Genomic DNA, 13076 nt, shown 5'->3' with positions numbered 1-13076 from the left:
AACTTTATGCGGCGGTCATGTCCGCCTCTTTGACGCTGCCTTCGGCGACGCCCTTAGTCCAATAGCCCGAGGCGCGCAGCCATCCTTTGGCCACGCCACGGGCCTCAAGCGCGCTGCGCGCGGCCTTTGCCACGCTGGCCTCGGCGGCGATCCAGACAAAGGTGTCGGGGGCCAGATCGATGCTGTCCAAAGCGGCCAGAACAGGGGTCGGGTCATCGGCCATCTCCAGCGGGCGGTGCACCCAATGCGTGTCGACCAAGGCCTGCGTGTCAAAGGGCTGTTCGTCCTCGGGCGTGGGCACGGCAATCACGGCGGTCACATGGCTGTCGGCGGTGCTTTCCTCGATCCAGCGGCCGATGGCGGGCAAGGCGGTTTCATCCCCGATCAGCAGGACACGCGGCAGCGGCCCTTCCATCTCTTTGGACCCACGCGGCCCTCCGATGCGCAGGCTGTCCCCGACCTTGGCCGCGCGCGCCCAATCGGCGGCTGGCCCGCCGGGGTGGTCCACAAAATCCAGCACCAACCGGTTGGTGGCAGGGTCGAAGCTGCGCGGGGTGTAGCTGCGTTTCTCGACCGTCCCATCGGGTTGATCAAGGAAAACCTTGATGTTGTCGTCGGGCGCCGGAGAGGTGAACCCGTTAAGTTCAGGGCCCTCGACCGTGATCCGCAGCATGATCGGCGTGACATGCTGCACATCGGCGACGGTCAGGGTCCGCATCACAAGGTCGAGTCGGTGCCGGATCATACGGGGAGGGGAAATCACAGTCATGCAGCGGTCCAATCAGCTCTGGAATATCAGATGATACGCGGCAGCGCGCGTAATCCGTCGCGCCGCGATCTAATTCTGATATTTTTACTTAGGTAATGTCTGCTGATTAGGTGTCACCTGCCGGAACGAAAATCAAGCGCTGTGCCGCGATTTTCTGATTGGAATGGTGGGTTATTGCCCGCCCGCCAGCAAAGCGGCGCTGTTCGTCAGGGTCAACATGGGGGCGCGGTCTGCCATCACGGCGAGTGCGGCGTCGTGCAACGCATCCGATCCTGCGGCGCAGGCATCGGTGACCAGCCACACGTGACGCCCGTCATCGACCGCTTCGATGGCGGTGCCCAGAACGCAGCAATCTGTGGCCACGCCGCAGACCGTCAGTCTTGCATCTTCGGGCAGAACCTCGCGCAGCTCTTGCCATTTGGCAAAACGCGGGCTGCTGACCTCGCGACCTGAGAACCGCGCATCCAGCGCCCACATCCACGCATTGTCCGGCGCTGTGGCAAAGGGCCACTGGTCGTAATAGGGACGCCATGCGCCTTTGGGATCGGTGGGTGGAACAAAGCGGGTAAAGATCACCTGCGGCCCGAACATGGGCAGAAGACGCGAAATCGTCTCGGCGCAGGCGTCGTATCCCGGTGCGGCCCAAGGGCTGTCCTTGTGACCAAAGCCGGGCTGCATATCCACGACAATTAACCAATCCTGCATCCCGTGCTCCTGTTGCTTTTGCTCATAAAACCAATCGTTTCCCCAAAGGTCAAAGCGATAACCGGCGCGCGTCTTTGCGCCTGCGGCGGGCGAAGCATCTTGCGGGCGCGCAGGCATTTGAGTAGCCAGCCGCCATGGCGAGTAAGATTTTTGACATCGACACGCGCGAGGACGGCACGGGCCGTTTGTCGCTGGGCTATCGCGGTGCGGGCGGCGGGCTGCGACGTCTGTCCTTTGATCTGTCGCGGGCCGATCTGGTGCAGCTTGCCCTGTTTTCCGAGGCCGCAAGCCTGCGAGATGATCTTGGGATGCGGGACGCCAGCGATCTGGATTTTGACGGGCTATGGATCAGCGATGATCCCGTGGCGGGGCAGGTGCATCTGCGCCGCGTGAACGCCTATAGCGAGCAAGAGGCACAGGTCCCGCGCGAGGTCTTTCACGCGGAAACCGCAGGCGCCATGGACATTTGTCTGGCGCAGGCGGAGCAGGTGAAACATGGCGATCTGTTGAAACAGATGCTGTCAGAGACGGATGTGCCCTTGCCCGACGGTCTGCCCGACGATGCCGCAGAGGCGCTCACCCACCGCCTGCGGGAGATGGCGCTGTTGTTGCTGGCCGAACAGCTGGCCGAGAAAGGCTCGCCGTTGGCCAAGCTGATGCGGGCCAAGAAAACCCGCCCCGAGGCAGAGGTGTCTGTCGCGCGTTTCACCGCCGCGTTGGCACGTAGCCTGCTGCCCGGTGCGGTGTCGCAGCGCGCCCAAGGCTAGCGGATCATAACTGCAGGGGGCGCTGTTCCTCGATCGTCTCCATGGCGAAAAACGAGGTCACCGTTTCCATCGCCACCCCGTCGATCAGACGTTTGTAGACCTGATCGAAGCCCGCGATATCGGCGGTTACGACCTTGAGCATATAGTCGTATTCGCCGCTGATGCGGTAGAAATCCACGACCTCGGGAATGGTGCGCACATGGCGGCGGAACTGCGCCAGCCAGTCGGTGGAATGGGTGCTGGTGCGCACAAAGACAAAGGTCACAAGCCCTGCTCCGACCTTGTCACGGTCCAGCAGAATGGTGCGGCCCCGGATGACGCCGGCGTCTTCCAGCGCGCGCAACCTGCGCCAGCACGCGTTTTGCGACAGCCCAACTTGTTCGGCCAGCGCCCGTTGCGACAGGGTCGCGCAGCGTTGCAGCGCATTCAGGATGTTGCGATCAATCTGGTCTAATTCTATGCTCATGTTGGGTCATATGACCCAAAAATTCCAGCATGCCTACAGAAAACGGTGTAAAAGTCCCGCGCCCCTCGTCGCACATTGCGTCAAAGACCAAAGGACAGACCAATGATCGACTTTTCGCTGTTTGATGCAGAACTCGCCGCCCCGAATGTGATGGAGACATTGCGCAACGGCCAGATCGGGGATGGCTTGACGCTTTCGACCCCCTTTGGCGCGCCAAAGCTGCTCTATGCGGATTATATCGCTTCGGGTCGGGCGTTGACCGTGGTCGAGGATTTTGTCCGCACGCAGGTGCTGCCCTTCTACGCCAACAGCCATACGGAGGCCTCTGCCGTCGGGCAGGCGATGACCCGCGGGCGAGAGGTCGCGCGGGCGCGGATTGCGCAGGCATTGGGCGCGGGGCCGCAGGCGCATGTGATCTTTGCGGGGCAGGGGGCGACCACGGCGGTCAATCGGTTGGTGGGCCTGCTGGATGTGCCCGCACGGGTTCAACGTGGCGAGGAGATCGACGTGCTGATCGGTCCTTACGAGCACCACTCAAACATCCTGCCGTGGCGCGAAAGCGGCGCGCGCGTGATCGAAATTGCCGAAGCCGCAGGCGGCGGTGTCGATCTGGCGGATCTGGAGTCGCGCCTGCGCGCGGCGCGTGGCAGTGTGATCGGGGCGTTCTCGGCCGCGTCCAATGTGACAGGCATCCTGACGGATGTGGACGCGGTGACCGAGCTGTTGAAGGCGCACGGGGCGCTGGCGCTGTGGGATTACGCCTGCGCGGCCCCTTATGTGCCGATGCAGATGGGGACGGGCCTGCGGGCCAAGGATGCGATCTTTTATTCCTCGCACAAGTTCGCCGGTGGTCCGGGGGCGAGCGGCGTGCTGTGCGTCCGCGGGAGTGTGGTGCGCCGGCAAACCCCCACGGCAACCGGCGGGGGCACGGTGGCCTTTGTGTCGCCGCAGGCGCACCGCTACAGCGAATTGGTGGTCACCCGCGAGGAGGCCGGCACGCCGGATGGGGTCGGGGATATTCGCGCGGCCCTTGTGATGGCGGTGAAGCAGGCGATGCTGCACGCGGGCGCCGAGACGCCGCAGGCCTTGCGGGCGAAAGGGCTGGCCGCTTTGGGCGATCACCCACGTATCGACCTGTTGGGCCCAATGTGCGCCAATGCCCTGCCTATCTTCGCCTTTCGGGTGCGTGACGGGCAGGGGGGCTATGTCCATCAGCAGTTGGTGACGCGGCTGTTGTCGGATGTGCACGGGGTTCAGGCGCGCGGTGGCTGCGCCTGCGCGGGGCCTTACGCGCACAGGCTTTTGGGCATCGGCGAAGGGGAGTCCCAGGCGCTTGACCGTCGGTTGCAGGCAGGGGACGAGATGGCCAAGCCCGGCTGGGTCAGGCTGAACCTGTCCGCCCTGATGGACGATGCAAAACAGGCGCGTCTGCTGGCGGCGGTCTGTGACATTGCCACCCGCGCCGCCGACCTGTCGCAGCATTACGCCGTGGACCCGCAGACGGCTCGGTTCCGGTGGGCGGCCGAATTGGCGGCATAACGCCAGAGACCACGACGGCACGTCCCCCGTTGCGCGACGCATCTAGCTGCGGCACAAGATCCCAAAGCAAAACGGGGGAGGTCGCATGAAAATCGCAGTGGTGGGGATTGGAAAGATCGCGGTGGATCAGCAGATCCCCGCAATCACCAACAGCCCTGATTGGGAACTGGCCGCCACGGTCAGCCGTCAAGGACAGGTCGCGGGCGTCCCCGCCTTCACCGATATGGCAGAGATGCTGCGGGCCTGTCCTGATGTGCCGGTGGTGTCGCTGTGCCTGCCGCCGGTGCCCCGGTTCGCCTACGCGATGCAGGCGATCAAGGCCGGTCGCCATGTGATGCTGGAAAAGCCGCCCGGCGCGACATTGGCGGAATGTCATGCGCTGGAACAGGCGGCGCGGTCGGCGGGCGTGTCGATCTACGCCACATGGCATTCCCGCCATGCGGATATGGTCGCGGCGGCCAAGGCGTGGTTGGCGGACAAACGGTTGAAGCGCTTGCAGGTCACGTGGAAAGAGGACGTGCGCCGCTGGCATCCCGGTCAGGCGTGGATTTGGCAGCCGGGTGGCATGGGCGTGTTCGACCCCGGCATCAACGCCCTGTCCATCGTGACAGAGATCCTGCCACAGGACATCCACGTGCAAGCCGCACGGCTGGAGGTGCCGTGCAACGTGCAGACCCCGATTGCCGCGCAGATACAGTTTGCCCATCCCGACGGGGCCGAGGTGCAGGCCGATTTTGACTGGCGACAGGAGGGCGAACAGATCTGGCAGATCGAGGCGGACACCGACGGCGGGGTGCTGCGTCTGTTCGACGGCGGGGCGCGCATGGAAATTGACGGCCAAGCCGCTGGTGTGGCAAGCTCCCTCGCCGGAGAATATCCACGGCTGTACGACCGTATGGCGCGGCTGGTGGAGACGTGCGGCGTGGATATGGACCTGCGGCCCATGACGCTGGTGGCGGATGCTTTCACGCTGGGCGAACGCAGCGCCACGGACGATTTTCACGACTGAATGACGTAATGATCCAAAAGGAAAGGCAGGCACATGACGCGCCTGCCTGTTTTGTATCAGCCCTGTAGCGCAGCCGCGACCGCATCGGCGGTGATCGGCAGATGGCGTAGGCGTGCGCCGGTCGCGTTAAAGATCGCGTTGGCGATGGCCGGTGCGATCACCGTGGTGCCCGGTTCGCCAAGGCCCACGGGCACTTCGGTGCTTTCGACGAATTCGATCTCCAGCTCGGGGACATCGGCCAGACGCAGCGGCGTATAGGCGCCGAGGTTCAGGTCGACGACATTGCCGTTCTCGATCCGTGTGCCCTCGTGAAGGGCCATGGAGAGACCCCACAAAGCCGCACCTTCGCATTGCGCGCGGGCGCTGTCGGGATCGACCACAGTGCCGCAGTCAAAAGCCAGCCACATCTTCTGGACGTCCACATCGCCCGAGGACGGATCGACCGCCAGTTGCACCGCGGCTGCGGTCCATGTGGGCATGGTGCGCGACTGGCCATAGGTCGTGGCAATGCCGATGGCGGTGTTGTCGGGCAGATCGGTGCGCCCGTAGCCCGACATCTCGGCCACGCGACGCAGCACATCGGCCTGACGCTGCGCGCCCCCCACAGCGTTGGGGGCGGAGCCTGCGTTGATCCCTTCGGCCTTGAGATGGTCGAGACGGAACTGCAGCGGGTCTGCGCCGATCTTATGCGCGGCCTCGTCCATAAAGCTTTCGACCGCGAAGTTGGTCCAGCCCGGCCCAACCGAACGCAGCCAGCCGGGGCGGAAGGTCTGGTTGGCCAGATCGTTCGAAATCGCCCGAACCCGATGCGCGCCAACGGTGTACCAGTGATCGGCACCGTCGATGGCAAAGGGATCATAGGGTTCATCGTTCACACCCTTGGGCATGAAACCGGGGGCCATCACCTGCGTGGGCCACCCCGCCGCCGCGTGATGTTCCATGCCGGTCACGGCCTGTGCGTCATCAAAGGCCATCCGCAGTTTCTGGACCGAGGGCGAGCGGATGCTGTCGAACTGCGCATCCTCTTCGCGGGCAAAGACCAGTTTGACCGGCTTGCCATAGGCCTTGGACGCAAGCGCCGCAGGCACGATGTAGTCGCCGTTCAGACGACGGCCAAAGCCACCGCCCAGCATGTAGCTGCGCATGACGATCTTGTCGGCGGGGACTTCCAGCGCGGTGGCCAGCGTGGGCAGAATCAGCGATTGCCACTGGTTGCCCGCGTGGATCTCCCAGATGCCGTCGGCATTCTGGTAGGCGGTGGCGTTCACCGGCTCCATCTGGAAGTGCAGCACCGATTGGGTGGTGTACTCTACCTCGATCATGTCGGCGGCCGCATCGAACACGCCGGATGTCTCGGGCTGTTCGGTGTGCAGGATCGACCCGGTCTCGCCCGCGATCAGCTCGCGCGACCGCGCCTGAATGTCCTCCTCGGACACGCCCGCGGTGTCGCCTGCGGTCCAGTCCACGGTGATCTCGTAAGAGGCATTGCGCGCTGCAAACAGGGTTTCGCCCAGCACGACAACCCAGCCCGGAACAGTGCCGGAGGGGTCCTCGATCACCACGGTTTCAAGGTAGCCCTTGATGTCCTTGGCGCCGCTGTCGTCGACCGAATTCACCTTCGCCCCATAGCGTGTGGGCGGCAGCATCGGCACGCCGTAGACCATGCCGTCGACCTTGGCATCCAGACCATAGATCGCCTGACCGGTGGTCTTGGTGTCAATGTCCAGCGCATGCACGTCCTGCCCCACAAGGCGCAGATCCGCGTGGGGTTTCAGCGGCAGCGCGGCCAGCTCTTCCTCGGTAAAGCTGCGCTCCAGCCCTTCGGCGACCAGATCCCCGTATGAGATCTCCTGCGTGCCATCGCTGACCATGCCGTCACGGGTGGTCAAGGTCGAGGGATCCACACCCCATTTGGCGGCGGCGGCCTCGATCAGGGCGGTGCGCCCTGCGGCACCTGCTTGACGGTAGACCGGCCAGCTTTGCCAGACAGACCAGCTGCCGCCGGTGACCATCAGGCCCCATTTCTCGTCCGTGTCCACATGGGTGATGTGCACGTTTTCCCACGCCACATCCAGCTCGTCGGCCAGAATGCGGGCGATGGCGGTGCCCACGTGTTGGCCCATCTCGGCGCGGATGATGTTGACGTTGACGCGACCATCGGCGTCGATCCAGTACCACATCGACGGCTCGAAGGTCTGGCCGTTCGGCGTGACCGGCGTGCCATCGGGCACAGCGGGGTTCATCGCCGCGTCAGACGCCTGCGGGAAGCCAAAGGCCACACCGGCGGCGGTCATCGAAACCAGAAAGCCACGACGGGTCATCTGCGGCTGGGCCGCGTCGCCTGTCAGGCGGGACATCAGGTTAGCCATTGTCGGAGCCTCCCATTGCGGTTGCGGCGTCGCGCACAGCCTGCCGGATGCGCGTGTAGGTCATGCAGCGGCACAGGTTGCCGGTCATGACCGCGTCGATATCCTCGTCGCTGGGGTTTGGCGTGTCCTTGAGCAGAGAGGCGGCCTGCATGATCTGGCCCGATTGGCAGTAGCCACATTGCGGCACACGCAGGTTGCGCCATGCCTCCTGGACGGGATGGGCGTTGTTTTCGTCCAGACCTTCGATGGTCGTTACGGACAGACCTTCGACGTCGGACAGATAGGTGATGCAGGATCGCGCGGCGGTGCCGTCGATATGTACGGTGCAGGCGCCACAGGCGCCGATGCCGCAGCCGAACTTTGTGCCGGTCAGACCGATTTCGTCACGGATGGCCCACAACAGCGGGGTGTCCGGGTCCGCGTCGACAGAGACCTGTCGCCCGTTCAGTTCGAAATTTATCATGCAGGTGTTCCCTTGGGTTCAGTTTGCCTGAGGGCCGGATTGGTCCGGTAAGGGTGGTGCAGGTAAACTGAAATGCGGCCAAGAAAAGCGCCCAAGCCAAAGGTTCACGGGAACGTTATCTTTACATCCACCGGGGCGGGAACGGTTGACCGGTAGGCATTCGCGTGGGGCGTGACGGGCTGCAGATTACCCAAGCGCCGGTGCCGATGGCGCCTCTGGCGAGGGGGTTGTTTTGCGCCACTTGCTCCATCGTGCGATGCCGTACAGCGCGACCACGCCCACGGGGGGCAGCAGCAGTCCCAAAATCCACGGATCGCCATATCCGTCCATGATCGCCTGAAACACCATGGCCAGCACCGTGCCGTAAGAGAACACCTCCAGCCCCTGTTGGCCCATCAGCCGCAGGGGGGCCGCAACCGCACTGGCGCACAGCGACACCACCCACGGCAGGCAGGACAGAACGTAAATCAGGGCCAGCATATGCAGCAGGCGCGGCAGGGCGAGGAAGCTTTTGGAGTGGGCGACAAACAGATGCGGGGCGCCTGCCTCGCTCAGCCGCCACATCTGTGTGTTCATGAACTTGCCCAGCTCGGGGATCTGCCGCCATGCAAAGACAAATACCAGAAACGCCAGACAGCCCAGAAACAGATCAAAACGGACCGGCACCAGCCGTGCACCGGCCTTGGATTTCAGACCCGTGACCAGTCCCAGAACAAAGATCAGCTGCCATGCAAACGGGTTGAAGAACCAGCCACCACCGCCGGGCCAGTTGGGGATGTTCAGGCGGACCAGTCCGGTGATGACCCACAGCGCGACAGAGGCTGCCAGCAGCATCATCGGGCGTTTCAACCCCACGAGGATGGCGAAGGGCGCGGTCAGCAGCAGCACGCAATAGGCAGGCAGAATATTCACATAGCCGATCTGATGGGTCATCGCGAACAGCGCGGGCACAGTCCGCAGGGGATCGCTGAACACGCCGCCAATGTTGTGCTTTTTTAACAGCTCCGGCATGGCAAACCACGCGGAGGCCACGGCAAAAATCGCGATCACCATCATCGTCATAACGATATGTGTCTTGTACAGCGTCCACGCGCGCAGCCACATCGGGCGAATGCCGGACCACAGCCCGTCTTGCGCGCGAAGGGGATCGCTGAGGCGGCTGGAATAGGCCAGCGCCGCTGCCAGACCGGACATAAAGAAAAACGCCTCTGCCGCGTCAGAAAACCCAAGATTGCGCAGGGTGAAGGCCTCGAACGGGTTGCCGGGCACGTGGTCGATAAAGATCATGACCAAAGCCAGCCCGCGAAACGCATCAAGACGCGGATCGCGACGGCTGGGCAGAGATGGTGCATGAGAGACGATGGACATGGGTGTCAGGCTCGGGCAAGGGCGCCCGCATCGGGCGCATCAGGGGAAAGCGGTTCTGTCTGCAGGGCAGGGGACCAGGACGCCAGAATTTCGCGGTAGGTTTGCAGCACCGGCGGCGTGGTGTGCTCTTCGGGCGTGTGGAACAGCGCGTGGGTCAGCGGGCGCGATGACCACGCGATGATCCACGGCGACAGCACCATCGGCAGGCCGATGGGCAGCAGCCAAGGGATCAGATCGGGCGCGAGCCACGCCACCGCCGCACCCGACCCCAGACCCAGACCGACAATCCAGCCGCAGGCGCGGAAGGCTTCGGCCACACTCAGACGGCCTTCGCCACGGGCGTTTGCGGGCCAGCCGCCGTCCTGCCCTGTCAGCACCTGAAAGACCGCGCGGCTTTGGAAGGCCAGCATAATCGGGGCAAGGGCGGAGGTCAGCGCGATTTCTGTCACCACAGAGACAAAGCTGCGCCCCGCCCCGCCGAACAGTGCCGCGCGACGTGTTGCGACCGCCTCGATCCAGATCAGGAATTTGGGCAGGATCAACAGGCTCGCTGTGCCAAGGATCAGGGTCGTGATCTCCAGCGTCCGGTCATAGGGAAAGGTCGGGAAAAGCTGATACTGTTCTGGGAAATAGTCGGGCAAAGGCGCCATCAAAGTGGCCGCGAGGGTCGCCAGCAGGAACAAACCCCACAGGGGGGCTGCCACATAGGCCATGATCCCTTGGACAAAGACAAAACGGCTCCACCCGGCGAGGCCATGCGCTCCCACAAGCTTGGCGTGCTGCAGGTTGCCTTGGCACCAACGGCGGTCGCGTTTGGCATAGGCGAGCACGTTTTCGGGGCCTTCCTCGTAAGAGCCGGGGATGGCGGCGTCGACTTCGACCTTCCAGCCCGCGCGGGCCAGCAGGGCGGCCTCGACATAGTCGTGGGACAGGATATGCCCGCCAAAGGGCGCTTTGCCTGGAAGATCGGGCAGCCCACAGGACTGCGCAAAGGCCGCAACGCGAACGATGGCGTTATGGCCCCAGAACGGGCCGGTGTGGCCCTGCATCCGCATCAGGCCGCGCGTGAAAACAAGCCCGTGAAAGGCGGCAGAGAACTGCATGGCCCGCGCGAAAATCGAATGCCCCTGCACCAATCGGGGCAGCGTCTGTAACAGGCCAAGCTGCGGATCGGCGGCCATGCGATCAATCATCATGCGGATCGCCTCGCCGGACATCAGGCTGTCGGCGTCAAGGATCACGGCAAGCTCGTAGGCGCGGCCGGAGTTGCGCATAAAATGCCCGACGTTGCCCGCCTTGCGTCCTGCGCCATCTTCGCGAATGCGGTAGTACAGCCGCCCTTGGCCGGTGATCTGCGCCCGCAGACGCGCGAAGGCCGCGCGTTCCTCGGCAGAACGTGCCGGGTCGCGGGTGTCCGATAGGATCGCAATGTCGACATGGGCTCCGGATTGCGCCAGCGACCGGTCGATGGCAGCGATGCGGGCAAAGGTGGCCACCGGATCCTCGTTACAGATCGGGACCAGCATGACCGTGGCTGGCGGTTCGATTGCTACAGGGATGCTGCGGCGGCTCATCGGCCACAGACCGGCCAAAGCCAGTGTGGCACCCCACGCCAACCACGCCGTTGTCAGCATGATTAGAACAGTGCGGAACAGATCCAAAGCGTTCAACCCGTCGACAGCGGCGACGCTGATCAACAGCGATCCGGCGCTGAACGCCGCCGCAACGGCAAAGCACAGCGCGGCCAGACGAATAGCACGGGTCGAGGGGGGCGGGGGCAGGTTCATGCGCGCAACAGCCCGGCGTTATGCAGAGGGCCGCAGCCAAAAGCCGCGCACCCACGACAGGATGCTGTGGCCCTCACCGTCATCGCCGGTGAGGCTTTGCACAGGCATGGCAAGCGGTGCTTCGGGGGGGCGGCAATCGTGCAGAGTGTCCAGATCGTCGGCGCTGAGATCAAGCATATTTTGCAGATCGGTCATTGGGTCATCCATTGGTACAGCCAGGTTTCTGTCAGTGTTTCTGTATCGTTCAGCAGGCGGGCCTTAAGCTCGGCCACGCTGCCTTGGTCGGTGCGGGCCTCGACCACCAGTCGCCACACGTCGCTGTTGTCGATGGGCGACAGAATGGCTTCGGTTATCTCTCCGCGCGAAATGCTTACGTCGGGTACAACCGCCTTGGGGTCGGTTTGTTCCGAAAGAACGCCGCCGTGGAAATCGATGACGAATTTGGTGGTGTCGCGGGCTTTTTCGACACCGGCCACGCCGCCTTGTCCGACGCGTGTGCGCAGAACGCGGGCACGGTCCGTCGCGCGATCCCCCTTTGGGGTCATGCCCCAACGCAGGCGATAGGACAGCTCGATCTCGTCACCGGCTTTGGTGTCTGCCTCCGGCACCCAGAAGGCCACGATGTTGTCATTTACTTCGAGATCGGTGGGAATCTCCATCAGCCGGACGGTGCCGCGGCCCCATTCGCCGACGGGTTCGACCATCACGCTGGGGCGCAGCTCGTAATGCGCCTCGGCATCGAGATAGGCGTCAAAGCCGCGTGTGCGCTGCACCAGACCGAAGGATTTGGGGTTCTCCATCCCGAGGTAGGAGTTTGCCAGACGGGGCGGGTTGTTCAGCGGGCGGAACAGGGTGTCGCCACTGCTGCTGTTGATCACCAGTGCTTCGCTGTCGTGGACGCTTTCACGGAAGTCACGGAAATTGCCCGGATCGGATGCGCCGTACAGATACATCGATGTCAGCGGCGCTATGCCGATTTGTTCCACATCCTCGCGCATGAACAGCCGCGCTGTCACATGCATGACCGTGGTCGCACCGGGCGTGATGACAAAGCGATAGGCCCCCGTCACCGATTTGCTTTCCAGCGCGGCATAGACGGTCAGCCGGTCCTCGCCATCGGTGGGGCGTTCCAGCCATAGGTTCGAGAAGCGCGGAAATTCCTCGCCCTGCGGCAGGCCGGTGTTCACAGCCAGACCGCGCGCGGACAGCCCGTACCGGTTGCCTTCACCCAGCATGCGGAAATAGCTGGCACCGAGGAAGGCGCCCAATTCGTCAAACCGATCGGGGTCGTTCAGGGGCGTCATCAAACGGATGCCCGCAACGCCCGGCATCTCGAAATCCTCGGGGACTTCGGTTTTCGGATCATAGACGAAATCCTGCGCGCTAAAGCCCATCGGCATGGCGCGGCCATTGGTGACCTCAAAGACGTGTACCGGCTCTTTGAACAGCCACCCCATGTGAAAGGCGTTCATGCGGAAGTTGGGCTGGTCCTGCCATTTGTTACGGCTGGGATTGAAGCGGATACGGTTGTAGGCGTCATAGTCCAGACCGGACAGAAAGCCCGAAATCGGCTTGGCGTCGGCAATGGGTTTCTGCGCCGCAGCACGCATATTGTCCGCCAGCAGGTCAAAGGAGAACGCGGTCCCTGCCTCGTTTTCGGGCAGCTCAACGTCGGTGCTGTCCTGCGCGCGTCCCATGTGTGCAAACGGCAAGGCAGCGGCGGTGCCTAACAGGCCCGTCATAAAGATACGGCGGTTCGGTCTGTGACCGGTGGTCAGCGTGTCGCGGTGTTCTGGTAGCGGCAAGTGTCTGTCCCCAAAGAAGTTTAAGGATG

General features: G+C 63.6%; 12 protein-coding genes. 3 read left to right on the top strand and 9 right to left on the bottom strand.

All coding sequences use genetic code 11. The features are described from left to right. Nucleotides 1–4: 4 nt before the first annotated feature. Nucleotides 5–745, bottom strand: a complete 741-nt coding sequence (locus ACN5AZ_RS14035) for a siderophore-interacting protein (protein WP_419429524.1) — start codon at nucleotides 743–745, stop codon at nucleotides 5–7. Nucleotides 746–940: 195 nt separating this feature from the next. Next, on the bottom strand, nucleotides 941–1474 hold the full coding sequence (locus ACN5AZ_RS14030; protein ID WP_419429523.1) for a cysteine hydrolase family protein: 534 nt from the start codon (nucleotides 1472–1474) through the stop codon (nucleotides 941–943). 134 nt (nucleotides 1475–1608) lie between these two features. On the opposite strand from ACN5AZ_RS14030, the gene ACN5AZ_RS14025 reads away from it, so the two are divergent. Beyond that, nucleotides 1609–2241 (top strand): hypothetical protein, encoded by a 633-nt coding sequence (locus ACN5AZ_RS14025; protein WP_419429522.1) that lies wholly within the window; start codon nucleotides 1609–1611, stop codon nucleotides 2239–2241. 4 nt (nucleotides 2242–2245) lie between these two features. On the opposite strand, the gene ACN5AZ_RS14020 is transcribed toward ACN5AZ_RS14025, so the two are convergent. After that, on the bottom strand, nucleotides 2246–2707 hold the full coding sequence (locus ACN5AZ_RS14020) for an Lrp/AsnC family transcriptional regulator (protein ID WP_419429521.1): 462 nt from the start codon (nucleotides 2705–2707) through the stop codon (nucleotides 2246–2248). A gap of 102 nt (nucleotides 2708–2809) precedes the next feature. Here ACN5AZ_RS14020 and ACN5AZ_RS14015 point away from each other — a divergent pair, with 102 nt between their 5' ends. Next, a complete protein-coding gene (locus tag ACN5AZ_RS14015; RefSeq protein WP_419429520.1) occupies nucleotides 2810–4246 on the top strand; it encodes an aminotransferase class V-fold PLP-dependent enzyme in 1437 nt (478 codons plus the stop codon). A gap of 85 nt (nucleotides 4247–4331) precedes the next feature. Further along, complete coding sequence (locus tag ACN5AZ_RS14010; RefSeq protein ID WP_419429519.1) at nucleotides 4332–5255, top strand: Gfo/Idh/MocA family protein; 924 nt, start codon at nucleotides 4332–4334, stop codon at nucleotides 5253–5255. 56 nt (nucleotides 5256–5311) lie between these two features. Here the strand turns inward: ACN5AZ_RS14010 and ACN5AZ_RS14005 are convergent, their stop codons facing one another. The 6 genes from ACN5AZ_RS14005 to ACN5AZ_RS13980 form a co-directional block, all read right to left on the bottom strand. Beyond that, complete coding sequence (locus ACN5AZ_RS14005; RefSeq protein WP_419429518.1) at nucleotides 5312–7624, bottom strand: molybdopterin cofactor-binding domain-containing protein; 2313 nt, start codon at nucleotides 7622–7624, stop codon at nucleotides 5312–5314. Beyond that, entirely contained in the window at nucleotides 7617–8087 is a 471-nt protein-coding gene (locus ACN5AZ_RS14000; RefSeq protein ID WP_419429517.1) for a (2Fe-2S)-binding protein, read from the bottom strand. The genes ACN5AZ_RS14005 and ACN5AZ_RS14000 overlap by 8 nt, the downstream gene beginning before the upstream one ends. A gap of 186 nt (nucleotides 8088–8273) precedes the next feature. After that, on the bottom strand, nucleotides 8274–9455 hold the full coding sequence (locus tag ACN5AZ_RS13995) for an OpgC family protein (protein WP_419429516.1): 1182 nt from the start codon (nucleotides 9453–9455) through the stop codon (nucleotides 8274–8276). Nucleotides 9456–9460: 5 nt separating this feature from the next. Further along, nucleotides 9461–11242, bottom strand: a complete 1782-nt coding sequence (gene mdoH / locus ACN5AZ_RS13990) for a glucans biosynthesis glucosyltransferase MdoH (RefSeq protein WP_419429515.1) — start codon at nucleotides 11240–11242, stop codon at nucleotides 9461–9463. An 18-nt stretch (nucleotides 11243–11260) separates the two neighbouring features. Next, nucleotides 11261–11437 carry a hypothetical protein gene (locus ACN5AZ_RS13985; RefSeq protein ID WP_419429514.1) on the bottom strand — a complete coding sequence of 59 codons (177 nt, stop codon included), beginning with the start codon at nucleotides 11435–11437 and terminating at the stop codon, nucleotides 11261–11263. Continuing rightward, a complete protein-coding gene (locus tag ACN5AZ_RS13980; RefSeq protein WP_419429513.1) occupies nucleotides 11434–12984 on the bottom strand; it encodes a glucan biosynthesis protein in 1551 nt (516 codons plus the stop codon). Before ACN5AZ_RS13980 ends, ACN5AZ_RS13985 begins: the two co-directional genes overlap by 4 nt. Nucleotides 12985–13076 lie beyond the last annotated feature (92 nt).

Origin of the sequence: Sagittula sp. SSi028 (genome assembly GCF_048553715.1) — a bacterium.
GTDB lineage: Bacteria > Pseudomonadota > Alphaproteobacteria > Rhodobacterales > Rhodobacteraceae > Sagittula.
Note: the sequence above shows the minus strand (reverse complement) of the source record. Positions and strands in the feature narration are given on the sequence as shown.